Source organism: Brevundimonas sp. Leaf280, assembly GCF_001422455.1.
In the GTDB taxonomy this organism is placed as follows: Bacteria; Pseudomonadota; Alphaproteobacteria; order Caulobacterales; family Caulobacteraceae; genus Brevundimonas.
The window spans coordinates 278,709-300,521 of sequence record NZ_LMNC01000001.1 but is presented as its reverse complement, the minus strand read 5'-3'; the positions used below and the strand labels follow the sequence as shown (position 1 = coordinate 300,521).

Sequence of the window (21,813 nt, the reverse complement as noted above, 5' to 3'; positions counted from 1 at the left end):
GCCCTAGGGCCGCGTCGGTTGCTCTGCCGAGGCTTGGGCGGGATGCGTCGCCTTCCATTCCATGGCGCGGCGGATGCGGTTCTCCACGCTGGGGTGATCGTAGAACAAGAACTCCTCGATCGCCGACGGCGACGGGGCGCGGTATTCGGCGGTCTTGATCAGGGCTTTGGACAGACCGTCCGGCGCATTGGCGTGAACCAGCGAAAAGTGGTCGGCGTCCTCCTCCATCGTGCGGGTCATGGTGGCGAAGACCGGGGTGCCAAGCACGCCCAGGAAAGCCAGCACCAAGGCCAGGACCGGCAGGCCCGCAGGGTCGGAGATGTCGCCCACGCGATCCGCCCTCAGCAGACGATGCGCCACCGGATACAGCCGGTCGGTCAGCCAGAAGGCCAGCACCGACAGGAGGACCAGAATGCCGACGGTCCAGAGAATGTGCGCCCGGACGTAGTGGCCCATCTCGTGGCCGACCACGCCCCGCACCTCGGCCAGATCCGCGCCCTGTTTGAACATGGTGTCGCTCATCGCCACCCGCGCCGTGCCGAACAGGCCCGAGACATTGGCGGTGTAGCGGTCGGACTGTTTGGAGCCGTTGTAGATGAAAATCTTGTCCGACGGCGTGCCGGTCTGTTTGGCCAGGGTCACGACGGCGTCGCGCACAGGCCCGTTCGGCGCGGGCGTATAGGTGTTGAAGATCGGCTCGATCAAAAGCGGCGCGAGCACCAGGCCGATGACGATGAAGGCCGCCGTCACGCCGGCCGCCCAGGCCCACCAGAACCGACGCGCGCGCCGGATCAGGGCATAGATCGCCACGAGCAGCAGCGAGGTCGCCACGACCGAAATCGCTGCGCCGATCACAGCCTCGCCCAGCCAGCCGCCCAGGGCCTGGCTGGTCAGTCCATACTGTTTCTCTCGCCACCAGCCCTGATAGATCGCCCACGGCAGGGTCAGCGCCCAACTCATGGCCGAATAGATCAGGGCGACGGCGAAACTGGCCAGGATCGGCCGACGGCGGCGACGTTCGATCCGGCTGCGGATCGCGACCAGCAGGCCGGTACGCACGATGATCCAAGCGACCAGGGCCGAGACCAGGAAGCTCCACAGGATCAGCCAATGCGAACCGTGGGTATAGGCGATGGCCCGGGCCGTTTCCTGGGGCGACAAGGTCGCCAGCCACTGGGCTGTCGCGGCCGCCGGATCGAAATTCGTCATGGTTTTCTCCCTTAAGAGAACCAAACCGCGCGACCCGCGTTATGTCAGGTTAATTCGCATCCATGATGATTCTCGCCCGGCCACGCTTGAATCTTTCACGACTTTTTGTCACGCATTCTCCTGTCGAGAACAGGGGATGTCCCAGATGGCTCACAAGACGCCCAAGCAGGTCCTGGAAAGCTTGGCTCATGATATCGCCACCGTGTTGAAGAGCATGGGTGGTTCGGCGCATCAGAACATGGTGGTCGATTGCGTGGCGGCGATGAAGCGCCAACGCGGCGAGGCGGTCAACCCGCCCGATCTTCGACAAAAGATCATCGAGACCTTTGAATACTATCGCGACTGGTTCGTCCGCCCGTTCGGCGAAGGCTCGCAGCGTTGGGCCCTGGCCGGCGACTTCGGCTGATTTCACTGTCCTGAACGAAAAAGGCGCGCTCCTTGCGGAGCGCGCCTTCGTCGTTAGGACTGATCGATCCGATCAGAAGCGACGGATGTAGCTGACCGAATAGGCGTCGGCTTCACCACCGTTGTCGCGGTAGTCGCGACGGGTCCAGTCGGCGCGCACGCCATTGACGCCGTCCAGGTAGTAGTTGGCGCCCGCGCCGTAGTTCCAGCTGTCGCCGCCCACGTCGGTGTTGGCGCCCGGGAACTCCTGTTTCAGCTCGGTGTGGCCGTAGCCGCCACGCGCAAACAGTTCCAGCTTGTCAGAGACCGGCACCTTGCCGACCACGTAACCGGCGGCGTCCCACTCATGTTTGATCGAGCCATCGACGCCGGCGACGGTGAAGTCGTCGTCCTTGACGCCGACCGAGGCTTCGGTTTCGACGGCCAAGTAACGGTTGAGGTTGACGCCCAGACGACCCGTGACGGCGCCCGTCGTTGCATTGTCGCCTTCAAGATGGGTGTAGCCCAGCGAGCCGTAACCACGCGGCTCAGGATTGGTTTGAGCAAAAGCCGGAGCGGCGATTGCGGAAACGGCGACAGCGGCGAGAAGAATGTTACGCATTGTTTCTTATTAACTCCTAGATGTGATGACCAAGCCGATCATCAGCCCCATCCAGCGAGTGCTTAAATAGGCCACAGCGTCATCTGTTCCAGAGGCGCGAAAACACGACGAATGCCTGTGGACGTCGGGACACATACAGCGTTCCATCAAGATCGGCGACTTTGTGGCGCCGCAGCAAAAAGGGCGGCCTCGACCGAGACCGCCCTTCTTCGGTTCGTCTTGCTGAGAAGGTCTAGCGGTCCTTCTCGCGCTCCACGTTCAGCGCGGCCTGGGCCGCCGCCAGACGGGCGATCGGCACGCGGTAGGGCGAGCAGGAGACGTAATCCAGCCCGGCCTGTTCGCAGAAGGCGATCGACGACGGGTCGCCGCCATGTTCGCCGCAGATGCCCAACTTGACCTCGGGCCGGACCTTTCGCCCGCGCTCGGCGGCGATCTCGATCAGGCCGCCGACGCCGTCTTGGTCCAAACGCACGAAGGGATCAGTCTCGAAGATGCCCTTGTCCAGATAGGCTTGCAGGAACCGACCGGAATCGTCGCGCGAAATGCCGAACGTCGTCTGGGTCAGATCGTTGGTGCCGAAGCTGAAGAACTGGGCGTATTCGGCCAGGTCGCCCGCCCGGATGGCGGCGCGCGGCAGTTCGATCATCGTGCCGACCAGATAGTCGATGCTCTGGCCCGTTTCCTCGAACACGGCCTTGGCGGTGCGGTCGGTCAGTTCGCGCAGGAACTTCATCTCCAGACCCAGGGCGACCAGCGGGTGCATGATCTCCGGCAGGGGCGCGGCGCCCGACTTCTGTTTGACCTCCAGCGCCGCCTCGATGATGGCGCGGACCTGCATCTCGTAGATCTCGGGATAGGCCACGCCCAGGCGACAGCCGCGGTGGCCCAGCATGGGGTTGGTCTCGTGCAGCTCCTTGGCGCGCCGCTTCAGCTTGTCGGCGTCGATACCGGACGAGGCGGCCAGGGCGTCGATGTCTTCCTCGGTATGGGGAATGAACTCGTGCAGCGGCGGGTCCAGCAGGCGCACCGTCACCGGCAGGCCGGCCATGATCTCGAACAGCTCGACGAAGTCCGACTTCTGGAACGGCGCGATCTTGGCCAAGGCCGTGCGGCGTCCGGCCTCGTCGTCGGCCAGGATCATCTCGCGCACGGCGGCGATCCGGGTGTCGTCGAAGAACATGTGCTCGGTCCGGCACAGGCCGATGCCCTCGGCGCCGAAGCCACGCGCGGTCTTGGCGTCCAGCGGGGTCTCGGCGTTGGCGCGCACCTTCAGGCGGCGCACCTTGTCGGCCCAGCCCATCAGGGTCTGGAAGTCGCCGGTCAGTTCCGGCTCGATCATCGGCACGGCGCCGTCCAGCACCTCGCCCTTGGAGCCGTCGATGGTGATGACCTCGCCGGCCTTGAAGGTGCGCCCGCGCGCGGTGAATGTGCCCTTGGCCTCGTCGATATGGATCTCGCCGGCGCCGGAGACGCAGGCCCGCCCCATGCCGCGCGCCACGACGGCGGCGTGGCTGGTCATGCCGCCGCGGGCGGTGACGATGCCGCGCGCCGCATGCATGCCGTGGATGTCTTCGGGACTGGTCTCTTCGCGCACCAGGATGACCGCTTCGCCCAGACCCGACATGCGCTCGGCCTCGTCGGCGTCGAAGACGATCTTGCCGGTCGCGGCGCCGGGCGAGGCCGGCAGGCCGGCGGCGACCACGGTGCGCGCCGCATCGGGGTCCAGCGTCGGGTGCAGCAGCTGGTCCAACGCCGACGGCTCGACCCGGCTGATGGCCTCTTCCTGAGAGATCACGCCCTCGGCGGCGAGGTCCACGGCGACCTTCAGCGCCGACTTGGCGGTGCGCTTGCCGTTGCGGGTCTGCAGCATCCACAGACGGCCCTGCTCGACCGTGAACTCGATGTCCTGCATGTCGCGGTAGTGGCTTTCCAGCTTGCCGACGACGTCGACGAACTGGGCGAACACCTCAGGCATGGCCTCTTCCATCGAGGGGGCGGTCTCGCCCATCTCCTCGCGGCCGATCTTGGTCAGGGACTGCGGCGTGCGGATGCCCGCGACCACGTCCTCGCCCTGGGCGTTGATCAGGAACTCGCCGTACAGGCGCGCCTCGCCGGTCGAGGGGTTGCGGGTGAAGGCCACGCCGGTCGCCGACGTCTCGCCCATATTGCCGAACACCATCGACTGGACGTTGACGGCAGTGCCCCAGCTTTCGGGGATGTCGTGCATACGGCGATAGAATTTCGCCCGGTCGTTCATCCAGCTTTCGAACACGGCGCCCACGGCGCCCCACAGCTGGTCCTTGGGATCCTGCGGGAAGGCGTGACCCAGTTCGCGCTCGACCACGGCCTTGTAGTCGGCGACCACCTTCTCCCAGTCGGCAGCGGTCAGGTCGGTGTCGACCGTGACGCCCAGGCGATCCTTGTGCTGGTCCAGCACCTCTTCGAAATCGTCGTGGCTGAGGCCCAGCACGACGTTGGAATACATGGTGATGAAGCGGCGATAGCTGTCGAAGGCGAAGCGACGGTCGCCCGACAGCTTGGCCAGACCCTCGACCGTCTGGTCGTTCAGGCCCAGGTTCAGCACCGTGTCCATCATGCCCGGCATCGACGCACGCGCGCCGGACCGCACCGAGACCAGCAGCGGGTTTTCGACATCGCCGAACGTCTTGCCGACCACGCCCTCGACCTTGGCCAGGGCGGCCTGGACCTGAGCGTCCAGATCGGCCGGATAGGTCTCGTTGTTGGCGTAATAGTGGGTGCAAACCTCGGTGGTGACGGTGAAGCCCGGAGGAACCGGCAGACCCAGCGACGACATTTCCGCCAGATTGGCGCCCTTGCCGCCGAGAAGGTTCTTCATCGACGCGTCGCCGTCGGCGGAGCCTCCGCCGAAGCCGTACACCCACTGAGTCATCATGCAGTCCCTGAGCTTTTCGGATCGTCCGGCGGGTTGGCCCCGCTCGCACATGCAGCATGATCTAGCGCGTGAGAGCGGCCTTGACCATTGCGGATGTAACAATGCGTGAGCGGGTGTGCGGTTTCCTTGACGCCCCCGTCTCCTCCCCATTTCATGGGAAGGTGGCTCGCAGCGCAGCGTAGAGACGGAGGGGTTCTTGACGCACGAAAGCTCCGTCTCGCGCGCCCGCATCCTGCGGCGCGCCCTGACCCCGCCCGAAGCCCGACTGTGGGTCCACCTGCGCCGCCGCGCGCTGGATGGGCTGAAATTCCGCCGTCAGCATCCGGCGGGCGTCTATGAGCTCGACTTCTATTGCGCCGAGGCAATGCTGGCCGTCGAGGTGGATGGCGAAAGCCATGAAGGCCGAGGCGAACACGACGCCCAGCGCACACGCTGGCTTGCGGCTCAGGGCATTACGGTCATTCGCGTCTCGGCTGAGCAGGTGCGGGTGGACCTGGGTGACGTGCTCGATTTCATCGCCGACAGGGCGAGAGATCGAATCCGAGGCTAAGAGCCCCTCCACCGCTACGCGGTCCCCCTCCCCACAGGTGGGGAGGAGACGATGCGGCGAAGTCCCGTCTCCTCCCCATTCCATGGGTAGGTGGCTCGGAGCGCAGCGGAGAGACGGAGGGGTTCTGTCCTACCCCGCGATCTGACCGAAGTCCGCGACCTGGCCCATCACGTCGCGGACCTGGCCCAGCAGTTTCAGGCGGTTCTCGCGTTCGGCGGGGATGTCGGAGTTGACCAGAACGTCGTCGAAGAAGCGGTCCACGGGCGCGCGCAGGCGCGCCAGGGCCGTCATTGCGGCGGCGAAGTCCTCGGTCTCCAGCGCGGCCTCGACGGCGGTGCGGGCGGCACCGACGGCGAAGGCCAGGGTGGTCTCGGCCTCGGGCTGGTTCGGCAGGCCGGTCTGGACCATGCCGGTGGGCAGGGGGCCCTTCTTCTCCTCGGCGCGCAGGATGTTGGAGGCGCGCTTAAAGCCGGCCAGCAAATTGGCCCCGTCGTCCGTGGCGAGGAAGGCGGCCAGCGCCTCCACCCGACGCACGATGCGGACGAGGTCATCGTCGCCCAGAGCGAAGACGGCGGCGACGAGGTCGTGGCGCAGGCCTTGATCGCGGAGGAGGACGGTCAGGCGGTCTGCGAAGAAGGCAAGCAACGCCCCAGCATCGACCTCTGCCGCAAGCTTCGCATCGGAAGAATGCTTTTCGAAATCGTCTTGATTGAAAGGTAGGTCGATCTTATCGACTGGAATTTCGGGGAGTCCCATTTCTTGCCGGAACTGGTGCACAGCCTTTGCCGCTCGCTCAAATGCCCCATCGCCTCCCAGCCGGAAGACGAATGCTCCGTAGGTAAAGTGAGGAAGTAGTCTGACGCGCACCCCATTCTCGAGCACTAGCCGGATCACCCCCAGCGCCGCTCGCCGCAGCGCGAAGGGGTCCTTCGACCCAGTGGGCTTCTCGTCGATGGCGAAGAAGCCGACCAGGGTGTCCAGCTTGTCGGCCAGGGCGACGGCGACCGTGACGGGTGCGGTCGGGACTGTGTCGGCGGGGCCTTGGGGCTTGTAATGGTCGCGGACCGCGTCGGCGACGGCGTCGGAATGACCGGCGAGACGGGCGTAGTAGCCGCCCATGATCCCCTGCAGTTCCGGGAATTCGCTGACCATGCCCGACAGCAGGTCGGCCTTGGACAGTTTTGCGGCGGTCTCCGCTTCCTGCGGATCGGCGCCGACCAGGGGGGCGATCTCGCGGGCCAGCGCCGCGATGCGTTCGACGCGCTCGGCCAGAGTGCCCAGTTTGGCGTGGAAGGTGACGCCGGACAGTTTGGCGTTCCAGGCGTCGAAGCCGACCTTTTGATCCTCGTCCCAGAAGAAGCGGGCGTCGTTCAGGCGGGCGGACAGGACGCGGCTGTTGCCGGCGGCCAGGGCCTTGCCGCCGTCGGTCGCCTCGACATTGGCGACGACCAGGAAGTTGGGAGCCAGGCCATCCTTGGACGGATCGCGGACGGCGAAATACTTCTGGTGGACCTTCATCGACAGACGCACGACTTCCGGCGGCAGGGCCAGGAACTGCGGGTCCATGTCGCCCAGGATCGGGGTCGGCCATTCCGCCAGGCCCGCCACCTCGTCCAGCAGGCCGTCGTCATCGACAAGGGCCAGGCCGCGCGCGGCGCAGGCGGCCTTGGCCTGTTCCAGAATGCGTAGCTTGCGATCGGCGACGTCCAGCAGGACGAAGTTCTTTTCCAGTTGGGTGCGGTAATCGACGAAGTCGCTGACGCGCAGCAGCTCGCCGGAACCCAGGAAGCGGTGGCCCTCGGTGATCGCGTCGCTCTGAATCCCGTCGATCTCGAACGGGACCACCTTGCCGTCGAAGAGGCACAGGATGCGCTTGATCGGACGCACCCAGCGCAGCGTGCCGGACCCCCAACGCATCGACTTCGGCCAGGGGAAGGTGCGGACGACCTGATCCACCGTCTCGGCGACCAGATCGGTCGTGGCGCGGCCCTTGGACGACAGGACGGCGAACAGGACGCCGTCGCGCTCGGTTAGCTGATCGCGCGTCAGGCCGGTCTTGCGCAGGAAGCCTTCCAGCGCCTGTTCGGGGGCCGAGGCGCGCGGGCCCTTGACCTCTTCCTCGCGGTCCGGCGTGGCGGCGGGCAGGCCGTCGATGACCAGCGTCAGGCGGCGCGGACCGGCATAGGTCGTCAGCGCGTCCCACGTCAGGCCGGCGGCCTTCAAACGGTCGGAAACCATCCGCTCCAGGTCGCGCGCGGCGCCCTGCTGCATCCGGGCGGGGATCTCTTCGGAGAAGATTTCGAGGAGAAGTTGGGGCATCAGGCGGTTTTCCGCTCTTGTTCGACGTAGGCGAGGGCGCAGGCTTTGCAGAGTTCGCGGATGCGGCCGATGTAACTCTGGCGTTCGGCGACGGCGATGGCGCCGCGGGCGTCCATCAGGTTGAACAGGTGGCTCGCCTTCAGAACCTGATCGTAGGCGGGCAGGACCAGCGGCTGATCCTGCGGCCCGCGCATGTCCAGCAGGCGCTGGACCTCGCCCACCATGTCCTCGAACCGGCGTTTCAGCCCGTCCACGTCATAGCCGTGGAAGTTGGCTTCCGACTGCTGCCGCTCGTTCTCCAGGAAGACCTCGCCATAGGTCAGGCCCTCCTTGGTGAACTTCAGATCATAGACGTTGTCCACGCCCTGCACATACATGGCCAGACGCTCCAGCCCGTAGGTCAGCTCGCCCGACACCACATCGACCTCGATGCCGCCGACGCCCTGGAAATAGGTGAACTGCGTCACCTCCATCCCGTCGCACCAGACCTCCCAGCCCAGACCCCAGGCGCCGACGGTCGGGTTTTCCCAGTCGTCCTCCACGAAGCGAATGTCGTGCAGTTTCGGATCGATGCCGATGGCCGCCAGCGACCCCAGGTAGAGCTCCTGAAGATTGTCCGGGTTCGGCTTCAGGATGACCTGGTATTGATAATAGTGTTGGAGCCGGTTGGGGTTCTCGCCATAGCGGCCGTCGCCGGGGCGGCGCGACGGTTGAACATAGGCGGCCTTCCAAGGCTTGGGGCCGAGCGCGCGCAGGACCGTGGCGGGGTGGAGCGTGCCGGCCCCGACCTCGATGTCATAGGGCTGAAGAATGGCGCAGCCCTGCTCGCCCCAATAGCGGTGAAGCGTCAGGATCAGGTCCTGAAACGCGAGCGGCTCGGTCGAGGTGGTCAAATCGGGCTCGTGGGGAGGGGCTGCAAAAAAGACGGCGGACCATAGGGCCCGCCGCCTTCCGCTTCAACACGCTACCGAGCGAGCGCGTGGATGACCCTGATCAGTTCGGGGTCGGCTTGGCTTCGGCCGCGCCGTCGGCGGCGGGATCAGCCGCATCGACCGGCGGAGTGGCCGGGGTGTCGACCTGACCATCGGTTGGGTTGACGACCGGCGACGAGGACGTGGTGGTCGTCATCGCGGCGGGCTGGCCGTTCGGCGCGGTCGGGGCCGGCGTCGCTTCAGCAGCCGGCGGCGCCTCAGCGGCCGGAGCGGCGGCTTCGGCGGGCGCGGCGGCCTCTTCATCGCCCATGGCGGCCATGGAATTCGCCGGGTTCAGGACCTTGTCGATCGGGAAAATGGCGCCGTTCGAGGCGTCCAATTCTGCGCTGACCACGGTCGCGCCGTCAGCCTTGATGGCCGAACCGGTGCCGTCCAGCAAAACCTGGCTCTCGGCGGCCGTCTCTACGCCGCCCTTCTTGCCCATGATCTGGTCGGGCGTCACGTCGGCGACGATGACGTGATACAGCAGCAGCTGGCGCAGTTCGGCGGCGTTGGCCGGGTCCATCAGACGCGTACGCTCGGCCTCGGGCACGGCGGCGAAGGCGGCGTCGGTCGGGGCGAAGATTGAGATGGCCGGACGGCTGGCCAGGGTGTCGGTCAGCTGGGCGGCGTCCAGCGCGGCCAGCAGGGTGGTGAATTGACCGCTGGCCTTCAGCTTGTCGACAACGGTTTCGCCGGCGACAGGCGTGGTCGCTTCTACAGTCGTGGTCGTGGTCGCGGCGGCCTCAGCCGTCGGAGCCGGCGTCTGCGGCATGGCCGGCATGGCCGGATCGGTTTGCGGCATGGTCGCCGGGGCGGGCGTCGTCGTGGTCGCCGGGGCGGTCATGTCCTGGGCGAAAGCAGGGGCAGCCATCAGGCTGACGACGGCGGTGGCGGCAAGCAATTTTGCACGAAGCATGGCGATTTCCTTTTTCCTGTTTGAGGATCGCCACGAGGGAGAAGGCGACCCGTTCCAGACATCGGAACTGCCGACTCAAATCAGAACGCCGTGATCTGGTTCCGAGATTTCGAAACAATGCGTAACGTTTGTGATGATCTGGGCGAGACCTGGGCGAAATCGCCGGTTTCGCAGCCTGACCGCCGGTATTCGGCCACAAAGCTTTAGCGTTGCTGTACGGACAGCTGCGTTGCTTTGACCCAGGCCGTGGGATGTGCGGCGGACAGTGCGCGCGCAGCAGATCGGGCCGCATCGTCGCTGGGATACAAACCGAACACCGTCGCGCCTGAGCCGGACATTCGCGTCAGGGCGATCTGGTCGGTCGCCGCCACCGCCGAGAGGGCCGCGCCGATCGCCGGCGTCAGGGCCAGCGCAGGCGCTTCAAGATCGTTGCGCTGGGCCGACAGCCATTTGATGACGGCGGCGATTGACCAGTCCTGGGGCGGCGTGGGTCTGTCGGCGGCCTGCACCGGCCCTTGATCATAGGCGCGATAGACGGCGCCGGTCGGCGATGGGACGCCGGGATTGAACAGAACGGCCGGCAGCGGCGGCAGACGGGGTTCGTCAATCAGCACATCTCCCCTCCCCTCGGCCCAGGCCGTGCGCATCCGCAGACACATCGGTCCGTCCGCGCCGACGAAGCCCGCAACCGCCTCAAGCGCGTGGTCGTCGAGATCGAACGCCAGGACGTCACGCGCCAGTTTCAGCGCCGCGCCCGCATCGGACGATCCGCCCCCCAGCCCCGCCGCGATGGGCAGATGTTTGTCCAGCGTGACCTTCAGTTTCGGCTCTCCAATGCCGCAGGCCTCGCCCAACTGACGCAGCGCGCGCAGGATCAGATTGTCGTCCGTCGCGCCCAGCCCGCCGCCGAAGGGCCCGTCGACCGTCAGCGACAGGCGATCCGCCGGCTCGACCGACACGCGATCCCCGACATCGGCGAAGGCGACCAGGCTGGACAGCGGATGATAGCCGTCAGCGTCCACCGCGCCGACGTGTAGGAACAGATTGATCTTGGCCGGCGCCAGGGCGGTCAGGGCAGGCATGACCTATTGTGCGACGCCCTGAGCGCTCGGCGCGCCGTCCAGCCCATTGGCGATCTTGCGTTCGACCTCGGCCCGACGTTCGGGTTCAGGCTCCAGCACCAGGACGCGATTCCACAGCCAGACGGCTTCGCGTTGACGGCCGACCTTCCAATAGGCGTCGCCGAGGTGATCATTGATCTCGGCGTTGGACGGTTCCTTGTCGACAGCCTCTTCCAGCGTATTGACGGCGGTTTCGTACTGGCCCTGTTTGAACTGCGCCCAGCCCAGCGAATCCTGGATGTTGCCGTTGTCGGGCTCCAGCGCATGAGCGCGGGCGATCATTTCGGCGCCTTCCTGGACGCGCAGCCCCTTATCGACCCAGAGATAGCCGAGGTAGTTCAGCATGTCGGCGTCGTTCGGCGCGGTCTGAAGCGCGGCCCACAGTTCGGCCTCGGCCTCGGGAACACGACCCAGCGCCTCATAGGCAGCGCCGCGCAGGAAGTGGACGCTGGCGCCCTGATCAGCGGTGTTCAGAAGCGGCCCGTCCAGCAGGGTCAGCGCCTCGTCATGCTGTTTTAGCTGCATCAGCTGACCGGCCAAGACCAAGGCGATCTGGCGATCGTCGGGGCTGGCGGCGGCGGCGCGGCGCAGTTCGGTGAGCGCGTCCTGCGACTGGCGGTCTTCCTCCAGCGCCACGGCCAGCTGAGCGCGGGCGGCGGCGTAGAGCTGCGGATCGGCGGTCCCGACCCGCGACAGGGCGTTGCGGGCGGCGGATTTCAGCCCGGCGCGGGAAAGCACCTGGGCCAGCTGATATTCCGTCTCGTCATCGTCGTGCAGGTTCTGGGCGAGGCGCAGATAGACGGCGGCGAACTCATTGCCGCGCTCGGCCGAAGCCTGGGCGGCGGCGGTGATCAGGCCTTGGGCGGCGCCTTCGCGGAAGTCGGGCAAGGCGGGCGGGCGCCCTCCGTCCTTCAGCCGTTGCAGCGCGCGGGCCACGCCCGGATCGACGGGTTGCACCGCCATGGCGGCTTCATACAGGGCGACGGCGTCGTCGCGGCGACCGCGCCGTTCCAGAAACTCGCCATAGGGGCGTTTGAACAGGGCGCCGACGCCGGCGACTTCGGAAGCGGTCTTCAACTCGACCTCAGCCTCGGCATAGTCGCGACGTTTTTCCAGCAGGGCGGCGCGATTGATGCGGGCGAAAGCCAGGGTCAGGGGATCGCCGGCGGTCGGGACCGGCTGAAGCGCCCGGGTCCAGTCGCCCGCCGCCGCCGCGATCCACGGCGCAACCAGCAGACCGGCGCGCGCGTGCGGGGCGCCGATGGGCTGACGGGCCAGTTCGGCGTTCGGCGTCCTGGCGTCGCCGCGCACGAAGTCCTGCACCAGACGCACCAGCCGCCCACCCTCCACAAACGCGGGAGACGCGGTCGCATCGGTCGGGGCCAGGGCGGCCGCCACATCCAAATCGCCGGTCAGCAGGGCGGAGGTAAAGGCCTGTTCGCGCACGCGCGGCTGTTCCGGCGTCAGCCTTTCCGCCTGGGCCAGATAGTCCGAGCCGGTCGCCCCCTCGCCCTGCATCAGGGCCAGCTTGCCCGCCAGGTACAGACCATAGGCGCTGCGGCCCTCGGCGTTCGTCGGGATCGGCGCCCAGACAGCCGGGATCGCCGGCGTCGCGGGCGTGTCGGTGATGATGATGTGAGGATCGGGCGCGGCCTGGGTCGGCGCCTGACTTGGTGTGCCCTTGCCCGGCGCCGTCTGACCAGGCTCCAGGATGACGGCCGGCGGATGGGTGTCCGGCGTCGGGGCGGGCGGGGTCGTGTCCTGAGCCGAGGCATGGCCGGCAAGCGCCACGGCGAGGACGGTAAGGGAGGCGGCGAACAGGCGAGAACGGGAGGCGATCATGCCCGGACCCTTCACGCTTTTGCAGCGGCGGGCAAGGGCGGAACGCCGCCCCTGCCCCGTTCCGTCACATGTTCGGATAGTTGGGACCGCCGCCGCCCTCGGGCGTTGTCCAGACGATGTTCTGCGACGGATCCTTGATGTCGCAGGTTTTGCAGTGAACGCAGTTCTGGGCGTTGATGACGAAGCGGGGATCGGCCTTGGCCGCCTCGTCGCCATAGACCACCTCGTACACGCCGGCCGGGCAGTAAAGCCGCGCCGGCTCGCCGTATTTGGGCAGGTTGACGCGGATCGGGATCGACGGATCCAGCAGCTTCAGGTGGGCCGGCTGGTCCTCGGCGTGGTTGGTGTTGGAGATGAACACCGAAGACAGCTTGTCGAACGACAGCTTGCCGTCCGGCTTGGGATACGCGATCGCCTTGTGGTCGGCGGCCAGGCCGGTCGAGGCGGCGTCGGTCTTTTCGTGCTTCAGCGTCGGGATCGGCGACAGGCCGCCCAAGAGGGTGCGGCACCACATGTCGAACATGCCCAGCGCCCCGCCCAGCGTCGTGCCGAACTTGGACAGCAGGGGCTTGGCGTTCCGGACGACCGACAGCTCCTTGTAGACCCAGCTCTTTTCGAAGGCGGTCTGGTATTCGACCAGTTCGTCGCCCGCGCGCCCGGCCTGAACGGCCTCGTAAGCGGCGTCGGCGGCCAGCATGCCGGTCTTCATGGCGTTGTGGCTGCCCTTGATGCGGGGCACGTTCACGAATCCGGCCGAACAGCCGATCAGCACGCCCCCGGGGAAGCTCAGCTTCGGGATCGACTGCAGGCCGCCTTCGGTGATGGCGCGCGCGCCGTAGGAGATGCGTGTGCCGCCCTCCAGGTGCTGAGCGATCTCGGGGTGGTGCTTGAAGCGCTGGAACTCGTCGAACGGCGACAGGAACGGGTTCTTGTAGTTCAGGTGAACCACATAGCCGACGGCCACGTAGCGATCGCCGAAGTGATACAGGAAGCTGCCGCCGCCGGTGTGTTCGTCCAGCGGCCAGCCGGTCGTGTGCTGGGCCAGGCCGGGCTGGTGCTTGTCTGCCGGCACTTGCCACAACTCTTTCAGGCCGATGCCGTATTTCTGGGGCGACTTGCCGTCCTGAAGCTTGTGCCTGGCGATGATGGTCTTGGCCAGGGAGCCGCGCACGCCCTCGGCGATGAAGACATATTTGCCGTGCAGTTCAATGCCGGGCTGGAAATCGCCGGTCGGCTTGCCCTCGCGGTCGATGCCGAAGACGCCGGCGACGACGCCCTTCACCTGACCCGTCTCTTCTTCCCAGACGACGTGGCTGGCGGCCATCCCGGGATAGACCTCGACGCCCAGTTCCTCGGCCTGCTCGCCCAGCCAGCGCGTGACGTTGCCCAACGAGGCGATGTAGCAGCCGTGATTGTGCATGAAGGGCGGCATCAGCGGCATGGGCAGCGACGCCGACCCCTGCGGGCCCAGCAGCAGGAACTTGTCCTTCGTGACCGGCGTCTCCAGCGGCGCGCCGCGTTCCTTCCAGTCGGGGAACAGCTCGTTCAGCGCCTTGGGATCGATGACCGCGCCCGACAGGATATGACCGCCGACCTCGGCCGCCTTTTCCAGAACCGCGACGGTGATTTCCTTGCCATCCTTTTCCGCGCGCTGCTTCAGGCGGATGGCCGCCGACAGGCCCGCAGGCCCGCCGCCGACGATCACGACATCATATTCCATGATCTCGCGCTCGACGCCGTTCAGCGCCTCCAGCGGCGGCAGATTGTCGATGATGGCGTCCTGACGGGCGTTTTCCGCACCGCCTTCGATGGCGTCTTCGGCCATGGTTTCCCCTGAATCCCGGTTATCTGTGTGGTTATGCCGCTTATCGGAAGGTGACGCGAGGGCGGTCAAGGCTTATCGGTGGTTCGAGACATGAACGCGCAACCCCATGACATCGCTGCAGTCGAAAGCCTGCTCGCCTTCTGGCGGGATGCGGGGGTCGACGCCTGTTATGGCGATGCGCCCGTCGATCACACCCATGTCGCCCCGCCGCCGGCCGTCAAGGCGGTGCAGAGGGCGACGGCCTCGGTCGTCATGCCCCTGGCCGGCGTCAACGCCGACGACGCCCTCGCCGAAGCGCGGCGGCTGGCCGCCGGCGCCGCGACGCTTCAAGATCTGGCGGCGGCGGTCGCGGCGTTCGAGGGCTGTCCGCTGCGCGGCATGGGCGCGACGCAATCGGTGTTCGGACGCGGCAACCCCAACGCCTCGGTTCTGATCGTCGGCGAAGGTCCCGGCGGGGACGAGGACCGGGCGGGGCAACCCTTCGTCGGCAAGGCCGGGCAGTTGCTGGACCGGATGCTGGCGGCGGCAGGCCTGACCGACAAGGTGTTCATCACCAACACGGTCTTCTGGCGCCCGCCCGGCAACCGCACCCCCAGCCCGCAGGAACAGGCGGTGTGCGCACCCTTCGTCGAGCGCGCCTTCGCCCTGCTGAAGCCCAGGGCCGTGCTGCTGCTGGGCGCAGCCTCGGCCAAGTCGGTGCTCGGCGCCGAGGAAGGCATCATGAAGCTGCGCGGCAACTGGAAGGAATGGCGCCTGCTGGAAGGGGCGGTGTCGGCGCCCGTCATGCCGACCCTGCATCCCGCCTTTCTGCTGCGTCAGCCACAAGCGAAACGACAGGTCTGGAGCGACCTGCTTTCGCTGGCCGTTCGCCTTGAAACGGACTCGGTTGAAGAACAAGGCTAATCGCGGCATGTTCGCATGCTGACGACCGATCGCCATACACGCGCCCGTAGCTGACGCGCGTCGCCAACGAGGGGGCCGCCGCTTATGTCTCTGTTCCGCCGCGCGATCCTCGCGTCGACGCTTGTCCTTGCGTTCTGCGCCGCCACGACGGCCGCGACCGCCGAGACGCCCTACGGGTCAACCGCCGAGGCCAGTGCCGGTTCCGGACGTCCCACCGCGCTGAGCTCGGCCGACAGAATCTCCTACACCACTGCCTTTGACGCCCTGCGCCGCGGCGACATCGAGACGGCCCGCATGGCGGCCCGTCAGGCGCAGGACCGCGTGCTGCTGGGTCAGGTCGAGTTCGAGAGCCTGTTTCATCCCGACCATGTCGCCACCTACGAAGAGCTGACGGCCTGGCTTGAGACCTATTCGGATCTGCCGTGCGCAGACCGAGTCTATACGCTGGCGCTGCGTCGTCGCCCCGACGGCGCGCCCGAGCCGGTGCGTCCTGGCGGCGTGCTGGGCCGCACCTGGAACAGTCTGGTCAGCGCCGTGTCCGGCGACGGCGGCGTCACCGATCCGGCCAAGGCGGCGCGCGTCGCCTACAACAACAACGACCTGACCGGCGCCTCGGCCCTGGGGCGTCAGATCGGCGACTGGTGGACGGTCGGACTGGCGGAGTGGCGTCTGGGCCAGTTCCATGAATCCTTCGCCGCCTTCGAACGCGTCGCCAACGATCCGACCGAGGACGCCTGGGTCCGCGCCGGCGCCGCCTTCTGGACCGCGCGCGCCGCCGCCCAGTCGGGTCGTCAGGATCGCGTCACCGACTATCTGCGCCTGTCGGCCCAGTGGCCCGCCACCTTCTATGGCCAGATCGCCCTGCGTCAGCTCGGAGAAGAGCCGACGATCGAGAACATGGGGCCTCGCCCCTACGAGGCCGAGCCCCGCCTGCGCCGCGCCGCCTATGTGCCCCAGAGCGCCGCCGTCGAACCGACCGCCCTGGAAGCCTTCGTCCAGGCCGACGCCCGCGCCAAACGCACCGTCGCCTTCTATGAGGTCGGTCGCAACGCTGATGCCGAGACCGAGCTGCGGTCCGGCCTGCGCACCGCCGTCGGCGATGCGGCCAAGATGTGGACCGCCCTGGCGCGCGCCATCCTGCCGGTCAACAGCGGCGACGCTACGCGGATCGATGCGACCCGCTATCCGATGCCGGACCTGGCGCCCGAAGGCGGCTTCGTCATCGAGCGGGCGCTGGTCTACGCTCTGGCGCGCAAGGAAACCGACTTCAATCCGAACGCCCGCTCCAGCGTCGGCGCCTATGGGCTGATGCAGGTCATGCCGACGACGGCGGCCGAGATGACCGGCGATCGCACCTTCGTCTCGGACCCGACCAAGCTGCTGGTCCCGGCGGTCAACATGCGTCTGGGCCAGGCCTACATCAACAAGATGCTGGCCCTACCGGCCTTCCAGGGCGACCTCCTGCGGGCCGTGGCCTCCTACAACGCCGGTCCCGGGCCGATGCTGGCGGCTGTCAGGAAGCTGGGCGCGGACGCCGATCCCCTGCTGCTGATCGAGACGATCGACGTGCCCCAGGCGCGCGACTACGTCGAAAAGGTCATGGCCAGCTACTGGATCTATCAGCGGCTGTTCGGCGGCCCGCTGAAGACCCTGGACGCCGTCGCGTCGGGCGCGCGCGCCGTTCCGATGGCGCTGGATTACGTGGCCCCGCCACTGCAGGCCGCGCCGGTCCTGATCGCCGAGACCACGCCCATCGCCGGCGCGCGCTGACCTTTTAGAAGACCGCGAACAGCAGGCTGGCCCAGAACGCCGCCCCGACCAGGGCCGCAAGCCCATAGGCCACAACCGGATTGAGGCCGCGCGCAGCGGCTTGGGTCCGAGGGCTGGGCAAGATCGGGCTCGTCATCCCCATAGAGATAACAGCGTCCGCTTAATGCTGCGTCAGCCGGGATGGTTGTCGCGCGTTAAGCCCAGCGCGTCTGCTTCCCACTCCCGGAAGTGGGGATGGGCCAGCAAGGTCTCGGCATAGGCCTGGGCCGTGCCGTCGTCTCCGTGCGCTGCAAGGTCCAGCTGGAAATGGCGGATGCGGGCGGCGACCGGCGTGAAGAAGGCGTCCGGCACGGACCAGTCGCCGAACAGATACGGCCCGCCCGCGCCAAACCGCTCACGCAGGCTACGCCATAGTTCGACGATGCGGCGCAGATCCCTGGCCAGTCCCGGATGGTTCGGTGCGGGCGCCCGGCTGGGGCCGACCATCCAGTGATCTGGACCTGTCGAACAGGCCGTGCGCAAGGCGGTGAAGCCGCCGTGCATCTCGCACGCCGCCGACCGCGCCAGCCAGCGCGCATGGGCGTCTGACGGCCAGAGGCGGGCTTCCGGGTAGCGTTCTGCCGCCCAGACGGCGATGGCCATCGAATCCCAGATCACCTCGCCCTCGACCTTCAGCACCGGCACGAGACCGGACGGCGAATGCTCGCGGATGCGCTGATCGGTGTCGGGCTGGTTCAGCGGCACGACGATCTCCTCGAAGACCGCGCCACAATGTTTCAGCACCAGCCACGGCCGCAGCGACCACGTCGAATAGGCCTTGTCGCCGATCACCAGTTCCATCACGCGTCTCCTGTCGCCGCCATCAATGGCTCGCCGCCAGCTTCAGCACAACCAGGCCCGATGCGACCAGGGCGACGCCCGCGATCCTGAGCGGCGTCAGCGGCTCGCCCAGAAAGACCGCGCCGACCACAAAGGCGCCGACCGCGCCAATGCCGGTCCAGATGGCGTAGGCCGTGCCCAGCGGGAGGGTCTTCATCGCCAGCGACAGCAGACCGAACGAACCGATCATGAAGACGATCATCCCCACGGTCGGCCACGGTCGCGTGAAGCCGGCGGAAGCCTTCATCAGAAACGCCCAGACGACTTCGAGCAGGCCGGCGAAAAGAAGGAATACCCAGGCCATGACATTCTCCCTGCATGGCGTCGGGTCGTCCCGGCGTTGGTCCCATGTGGGGAAGGTCGTCCTCCTGAAAGCGCGCTGAATCTGGGACAACGGCCGGCAAAGTCAACCTCGCCGTCCCGCAAACCTTGACTCCGCGCCCCCCACGACCGACACGACCCGCCCATGATCACGCGCTACTCCCGCCCCGTCGCCGCCGCCATCTGGTCCCAGGAAACCAAGTACAAGATCTGGTTCGAGATCGAGGCCCACGCCGCCACCAAGATGGCCGAACTGGGCGTGATCCCCAAGGAATCGGCCGACGCCATCTGGGCCAAGGGCAAGGATGCGACCTTCGACGCCGACCGCATCGACGAGATCGAACGCACCACCAAACACGACGTGATCGCCTTCCTGACGCACGTCGCCGAGATCGTCGGCGAGGAAGCGCGTTTCCTGCACCAGGGCATGACCTCTTCGGACGTGCTGGACACCTGTTTCGCGGTTCAGCTGGCCCGCTCGTCGGACCTGCTGATCGAGGGTGTCGACCGGGTGCTGGCCGCGCTGGAGACCCGCGCCAAGGAGCATAAATACACCCCCACGGTGGGCCGTTCGCACGGCATCCACGCCGAGCCCGTCACCTTCGGCCTGAAGCTGGCCGGCTATCACGCCGAGTTCCAGCGCGCCAAACGCCGCCTGATCACCGCCAAGGAAGAGATCGCCACCTGCGCCATCTCGGGCGCCGTCGGCACCTTCGCCAACGTCGATCCGGCGGTCGAGCAATATGTCGCCGACCAGATGGGCCTCACCGTCGAACCCGTCTCGACCCAAGTCATCCCGCGCGACCGCCACGCCGCCTTCTTCGCCGCCCTGGGCGTCGTCGCCAGCTCGGTCGAACGCCTCGCCGTCGAGATCCGACACCTGCAACGCACCGAAGTCCTCGAAGCAGAGGAGTTCTTCGACAAGGGTCAAAAGGGCTCGTCGGCCATGCCGCACAAGCGCAACCCAATCCTGACGGAGAATCTGACCGGCCTGGCCCGTCTGGTCCGCTCGGCCGTGACGCCCGCCATGGAGAACGTGGCCCTGTGGCATGAGCGGGACATCAGCCACTCCTCGGTCGAACGCGGGATCGGGCCGGACGCCACCATCCACCTGGACTTCGCCCTGCATCGTCTGGCCAATGTGGTCGAGCGGCTGAACGTCTACCCAGAGAACATGCAGAAGAACATCGACCGCCTGGGCGGTCTTGTGCATTCGCAGCGGGTGATGCTAGCCCTGACCCAGGCCGGCGTGTCGCGCGAAGACGCCTATGCCGCCGTTCAGGAAAACGCCATGAAGGTCTGGCGCGGCGAAGGCGCCTTCCTGGATTTCCTGAAGGCCGACGACCGCGTCACCCTGCCCGCCGACCAGCTCGAAGCCCTGTTCGACCTCGGCTACCACACCAAGAACGTGGACGTGGTGTTCAAGCGGGTGTTCGGAGACGCGTGACGGACGTCCGACGCATCGGCTTCGCACCCGTCGTCGATACGGAAACCCGATTGTTAATCCTGGGCAGCCTGCCCGGCGACGCCTCGCTGAAGGCGGCGCAATACTACGCCCATCCGCGCAACGCCTTTTGGCCGCTGATCAGCGGGATGCTGGGTGAAGACTTGGCGGTCCTGCCGTACGAGCAGCGGCTGGATCGATTGAAGGCGCGCGGCGTGGGCCTGTGGGATGTGATTGCGTCGGCGGAAAGGTCGGGCAGTCTGGATGCCGCGATCCGCTCGCCGGAGGCGGCTGATCTGCGCGGCCTGATCGGCAGCTTGCTGCAGCTGAGAGCGGTCGCCTTCAACGGCAAGCTGGCGGCCAAGTTGGGACGGCGCATTATCGGCGAGGTCGCAGGGGTTGGCCTTATCGACCTGCCTTCATCCAGCCCGGCTCATGCGATTCCACTGGCAGGCAAGGCGAACATCTGGAATTCGTTGACTGATCTGATCGAACGATAGTTCTCTTGCTGCAAAGCAGCATAGAAGTGCGCGCGAAAACTGAATGGTGAAGCTGCGATGTCTTGTCGCGCGGCATGCATCCATTGTGCGGTGTCGCGCGTAACGTTCCCGTTACCGCCTTGAGAGCGGCCCAAAGGGAACGAAACACATGACCAAACTTCGCAATCTTATGCTCGTCGCCGTCTCCGGCGGCGCGCTGATGGCGCTCGGCGCCTGCGGCAACAACGAGCCGGCCGCCACGACGCCGGCGGAATCGACCGCCATGGCTCCGGCCGACGGCGCCGCCATGGCCCCCGCGACCGACCCGATGGTGGGCGGCGCTGCCATGAGCCCGAACGAGACTATCGTCGCCAACGCCTCCAAAGCCTCCAACCTGACCACCCTGGTCGCCGCCGTGAAGGCCGCCGGCCTGGTCGACACCCTGCAAGGGGCGGGCCCGTTCACGGTCTTCGCCCCTGACAACGCCGCCTTCGAGAAGATCCCCGAGGCGACGCGCACCAGCCTGATGCAGCCGGCGATGAAGGCTGATCTGACCAAGATCCTGACCTACCACGTGGTCGCCGGTCGTCTGACGGCCGCCGATATCGCAGCTCAGGCGGAGGCAAACGGCGGCACCGCCACGCTGAAGACGGTTCAGGGCGAAGAACTGAAGGTTTCGGCCGGCCCGAACAACACCTGGGTCATAACCGACGCCAAGGGCGGCAAGTCCACGATCACCCAGGCCGACGTGGGCCAATCGAACGGCGTCGTCCACGTCGTCGACACGGTTCTGATGCCGTAAAAATATTTGGTTTCGGGCGGCGACGCCTGAAACCAAATCTCGGCCCTGGTGTTCTTCAGGGGCGCGAGACGCACAGTACGCCGGGTGAGACATCCCCCCAACGTCCCCGGCAAGAAGAAAGGGCCGCACTTTCCCCCGGGTGCGGCCCTTTCGAATTCTCAGATCAGTCCAAAGACCGAGGCGATTACTCGCCGGCGCGGATCTGCTCGCGGGCGATCGAGGCCAGTTCATCGATCTTGGAGCGAATCTCGCCCTCCGATACCGACAGGCCCGAGGCCTTGAAGTCGCCGGCGACCTTGCGGAACACGTCCTCGTCTCCCGGCTGTTCGAAATCGGCACGCACCACGGCGGCGGCGTACTGGTCCGCGCTTTCGCTCGACAGGCCCATCTTTTCCGCAGCCCAAAGGCCCAGCATCCGGTTGCGCCGGGCGATGGCCTTGAACTCCTGCTCCTGATCGAGGGCGTATTTGGCTTCGAAGGCCTTTTCCCGATCGTCGAAGGTCGTCATTTCGCTCAGCAAAGCTCCGTCCACCCCGCTA

At 66.7% G+C, this 21,813-nt stretch carries 20 protein-coding genes; 7 read left to right on the top strand and 13 right to left on the bottom strand.

Features of this window, described 5'->3' with window-relative positions; all coding sequences use genetic code 11:
- Positions 1 to 3 precede the first annotated feature (3 nt).
- Complete coding sequence (locus tag ASF31_RS01455; RefSeq protein ID WP_055752981.1) at positions 4 to 1,209, bottom strand: M48 family metallopeptidase; 1,206 nt, start codon at positions 1,207 to 1,209, stop codon at positions 4 to 6.
- A gap of 136 nt (positions 1,210 to 1,345) precedes the next feature.
- Here ASF31_RS01455 and ASF31_RS01450 point away from each other — a divergent pair, with 136 nt between their 5' ends.
- Positions 1,346 to 1,615, top strand: coding sequence for a hypothetical protein (locus ASF31_RS01450; protein ID WP_017504786.1), 270 nt, complete (start codon positions 1,346 to 1,348; stop codon positions 1,613 to 1,615).
- Positions 1,616 to 1,687: 72 nt separating this feature from the next.
- Here ASF31_RS01450 and ASF31_RS01445 read toward each other — a convergent pair whose 3' ends face one another.
- Positions 1,688 to 2,215, bottom strand: coding sequence for a porin family protein (locus ASF31_RS01445; protein ID WP_055752980.1), 528 nt, complete (start codon positions 2,213 to 2,215; stop codon positions 1,688 to 1,690).
- 232 nt (positions 2,216 to 2,447) lie between these two features.
- On the bottom strand, positions 2,448 to 5,129 hold the full coding sequence (gene ppdK, locus ASF31_RS01440) for a pyruvate, phosphate dikinase (protein ID WP_156355816.1): 2,682 nt from the start codon (positions 5,127 to 5,129) through the stop codon (positions 2,448 to 2,450).
- A 196-nt stretch (positions 5,130 to 5,325) separates the two neighbouring features.
- On the opposite strand from ppdK, the gene ASF31_RS01435 reads away from it, so the two are divergent.
- Complete coding sequence (locus tag ASF31_RS01435; protein WP_055752979.1) at positions 5,326 to 5,679, top strand: endonuclease domain-containing protein; 354 nt, start codon at positions 5,326 to 5,328, stop codon at positions 5,677 to 5,679.
- 129 nt (positions 5,680 to 5,808) lie between these two features.
- Here ASF31_RS01435 and glyS read toward each other — a convergent pair whose 3' ends face one another.
- From glyS to ASF31_RS01405, 6 genes are all read right to left on the bottom strand, one after another.
- Positions 5,809 to 7,998, bottom strand: a complete 2,190-nt coding sequence (glyS, locus tag ASF31_RS01430; RefSeq protein ID WP_055752978.1) for a glycine--tRNA ligase subunit beta — start codon at positions 7,996 to 7,998, stop codon at positions 5,809 to 5,811.
- A complete protein-coding gene (locus ASF31_RS01425) occupies positions 7,998 to 8,891 on the bottom strand; it encodes a glycine--tRNA ligase subunit alpha (RefSeq protein ID WP_055752977.1) in 894 nt (297 codons plus the stop codon). The genes glyS and ASF31_RS01425 overlap by 1 nt, the downstream gene beginning before the upstream one ends.
- 100 nt (positions 8,892 to 8,991) lie before the next feature.
- Complete coding sequence (locus tag ASF31_RS01420; protein ID WP_082464951.1) at positions 8,992 to 9,888, bottom strand: fasciclin domain-containing protein; 897 nt, start codon at positions 9,886 to 9,888, stop codon at positions 8,992 to 8,994.
- A 203-nt stretch (positions 9,889 to 10,091) separates the two neighbouring features.
- Positions 10,092 to 10,970, bottom strand: a complete 879-nt coding sequence (locus ASF31_RS01415) for a 4-(cytidine 5'-diphospho)-2-C-methyl-D-erythritol kinase (RefSeq protein ID WP_055752975.1) — start codon at positions 10,968 to 10,970, stop codon at positions 10,092 to 10,094.
- Between the two features lie 3 nt (positions 10,971 to 10,973).
- The gene (locus ASF31_RS01410) at positions 10,974 to 12,851 is read right to left on the bottom strand and encodes a tetratricopeptide repeat protein (RefSeq protein WP_055752974.1); all 1,878 of its coding nucleotides are present in this window, start codon (positions 12,849 to 12,851) and stop codon (positions 10,974 to 10,976) included.
- Positions 12,852 to 12,915: 64 nt separating this feature from the next.
- Positions 12,916 to 14,571 (bottom strand): electron transfer flavoprotein-ubiquinone oxidoreductase, encoded by a 1,656-nt coding sequence (locus tag ASF31_RS01405; RefSeq protein ID WP_156355846.1) that lies wholly within the window; start codon positions 14,569 to 14,571, stop codon positions 12,916 to 12,918.
- A gap of 195 nt (positions 14,572 to 14,766) precedes the next feature.
- On the opposite strand from ASF31_RS01405, the gene ASF31_RS01400 reads away from it, so the two are divergent.
- Positions 14,767 to 15,579: a uracil-DNA glycosylase family protein gene (locus ASF31_RS01400; protein ID WP_055752972.1), complete on the top strand. Its 813-nt coding sequence runs from the start codon at positions 14,767 to 14,769 to the stop codon at positions 15,577 to 15,579.
- 84 nt (positions 15,580 to 15,663) lie between these two features.
- Positions 15,664 to 17,349, top strand: coding sequence for a lytic transglycosylase domain-containing protein (locus ASF31_RS01395; protein ID WP_055752971.1), 1,686 nt, complete (start codon positions 15,664 to 15,666; stop codon positions 17,347 to 17,349).
- 4 nt (positions 17,350 to 17,353) lie between these two features.
- Here ASF31_RS01395 and ASF31_RS14800 read toward each other — a convergent pair whose 3' ends face one another.
- Genes ASF31_RS14800 through ASF31_RS01385 form a run of 3 tightly spaced genes read right to left on the bottom strand, consistent with a single transcriptional unit; the run spans position 17,354 to position 18,532 of the window.
- Positions 17,354 to 17,485: a hypothetical protein gene (locus ASF31_RS14800; RefSeq protein ID WP_255353542.1), complete on the bottom strand. Its 132-nt coding sequence runs from the start codon at positions 17,483 to 17,485 to the stop codon at positions 17,354 to 17,356.
- Between the two features lie 35 nt (positions 17,486 to 17,520).
- The gene (locus tag ASF31_RS01390) at positions 17,521 to 18,189 is read right to left on the bottom strand and encodes a glutathione S-transferase family protein (protein ID WP_055752970.1); all 669 of its coding nucleotides are present in this window, start codon (positions 18,187 to 18,189) and stop codon (positions 17,521 to 17,523) included.
- A gap of 22 nt (positions 18,190 to 18,211) precedes the next feature.
- Positions 18,212 to 18,532 (bottom strand): multidrug efflux SMR transporter, encoded by a 321-nt coding sequence (locus tag ASF31_RS01385; RefSeq protein ID WP_055752969.1) that lies wholly within the window; start codon positions 18,530 to 18,532, stop codon positions 18,212 to 18,214.
- A gap of 162 nt (positions 18,533 to 18,694) precedes the next feature.
- Here ASF31_RS01385 and purB point away from each other — a divergent pair, with 162 nt between their 5' ends.
- The 3 genes from purB (at position 18,695) to ASF31_RS01370 (ending at position 21,274) form a co-directional block, all read left to right on the top strand.
- Positions 18,695 to 19,996 (top strand): adenylosuccinate lyase, encoded by a 1,302-nt coding sequence (purB, locus tag ASF31_RS01380; RefSeq protein WP_055752968.1) that lies wholly within the window; start codon positions 18,695 to 18,697, stop codon positions 19,994 to 19,996.
- Positions 19,993 to 20,493, top strand: a complete 501-nt coding sequence (locus ASF31_RS01375; protein WP_055752967.1) for a DNA-deoxyinosine glycosylase — start codon at positions 19,993 to 19,995, stop codon at positions 20,491 to 20,493. The genes purB and ASF31_RS01375 overlap by 4 nt, the downstream gene beginning before the upstream one ends.
- Before the next feature lie 148 nt (positions 20,494 to 20,641).
- Positions 20,642 to 21,274 (top strand): fasciclin domain-containing protein, encoded by a 633-nt coding sequence (locus ASF31_RS01370; RefSeq protein WP_055752966.1) that lies wholly within the window; start codon positions 20,642 to 20,644, stop codon positions 21,272 to 21,274.
- 184 nt (positions 21,275 to 21,458) lie between these two features.
- Here ASF31_RS01370 and ASF31_RS01365 read toward each other — a convergent pair whose 3' ends face one another.
- Positions 21,459 to 21,782, bottom strand: a complete 324-nt coding sequence (locus tag ASF31_RS01365; RefSeq protein ID WP_039244540.1) for a DUF1476 domain-containing protein — start codon at positions 21,780 to 21,782, stop codon at positions 21,459 to 21,461.
- Positions 21,783 to 21,813 lie beyond the last annotated feature (31 nt).

Excerpts from the sequence above, each read along its gene's own strand:
- glyS (WP_055752978.1), bottom strand. The coding sequence starts at position 7,998 with ATGCCCCAACTTCTCCTCGAAATCTTCTCCGAAGAGATCCCCGCCCGG.
- ppdK (WP_156355816.1), bottom strand. The coding sequence starts at position 5,129 with ATGATGACTCAGTGGGTGTACGGCTTCGGCGGAGGCTCCGCCGACGGC.
- ASF31_RS01450 (WP_017504786.1), top strand. The coding sequence starts at position 1,346 with ATGTCCCAGATGGCTCACAAGACGCCCAAGCAGGTCCTGGAAAGCTTG.
- ASF31_RS01405 (WP_156355846.1), bottom strand. The coding sequence starts at position 14,571 with ATGGAATATGATGTCGTGATCGTCGGCGGCGGGCCTGCGGGCCTGTCG.
- ASF31_RS01410 (WP_055752974.1), bottom strand. The coding sequence starts at position 12,851 with ATGATCGCCTCCCGTTCTCGCCTGTTCGCCGCCTCCCTTACCGTCCTC.
- ASF31_RS01395 (WP_055752971.1), top strand. The coding sequence starts at position 15,664 with ATGTCTCTGTTCCGCCGCGCGATCCTCGCGTCGACGCTTGTCCTTGCG.
- ASF31_RS01400 (WP_055752972.1), top strand. The coding sequence starts at position 14,767 with ATGAACGCGCAACCCCATGACATCGCTGCAGTCGAAAGCCTGCTCGCC.
- ASF31_RS01365 (WP_039244540.1), bottom strand. The coding sequence starts at position 21,782 with ATGACGACCTTCGACGATCGGGAAAAGGCCTTCGAAGCCAAATACGCC.
- purB (WP_055752968.1), top strand. The coding sequence starts at position 18,695 with ATGATCACGCGCTACTCCCGCCCCGTCGCCGCCGCCATCTGGTCCCAG.
- ASF31_RS01415 (WP_055752975.1), bottom strand. The coding sequence starts at position 10,970 with ATGCCTGCCCTGACCGCCCTGGCGCCGGCCAAGATCAATCTGTTCCTA.
- ASF31_RS01370 (WP_055752966.1), top strand. The coding sequence starts at position 20,642 with ATGACCAAACTTCGCAATCTTATGCTCGTCGCCGTCTCCGGCGGCGCG.
- ASF31_RS01420 (WP_082464951.1), bottom strand. The coding sequence starts at position 9,888 with ATGCTTCGTGCAAAATTGCTTGCCGCCACCGCCGTCGTCAGCCTGATG.
- ASF31_RS01455 (WP_055752981.1), bottom strand. The coding sequence starts at position 1,209 with ATGACGAATTTCGATCCGGCGGCCGCGACAGCCCAGTGGCTGGCGACC.
- ASF31_RS01390 (WP_055752970.1), bottom strand. The coding sequence starts at position 18,189 with ATGGAACTGGTGATCGGCGACAAGGCCTATTCGACGTGGTCGCTGCGG.
- ASF31_RS01385 (WP_055752969.1), bottom strand. The coding sequence starts at position 18,532 with ATGGCCTGGGTATTCCTTCTTTTCGCCGGCCTGCTCGAAGTCGTCTGG.
- ASF31_RS01445 (WP_055752980.1), bottom strand. The coding sequence starts at position 2,215 with ATGCGTAACATTCTTCTCGCCGCTGTCGCCGTTTCCGCAATCGCCGCT.
- ASF31_RS14800 (WP_255353542.1), bottom strand. The coding sequence starts at position 17,485 with ATGACGAGCCCGATCTTGCCCAGCCCTCGGACCCAAGCCGCTGCGCGC.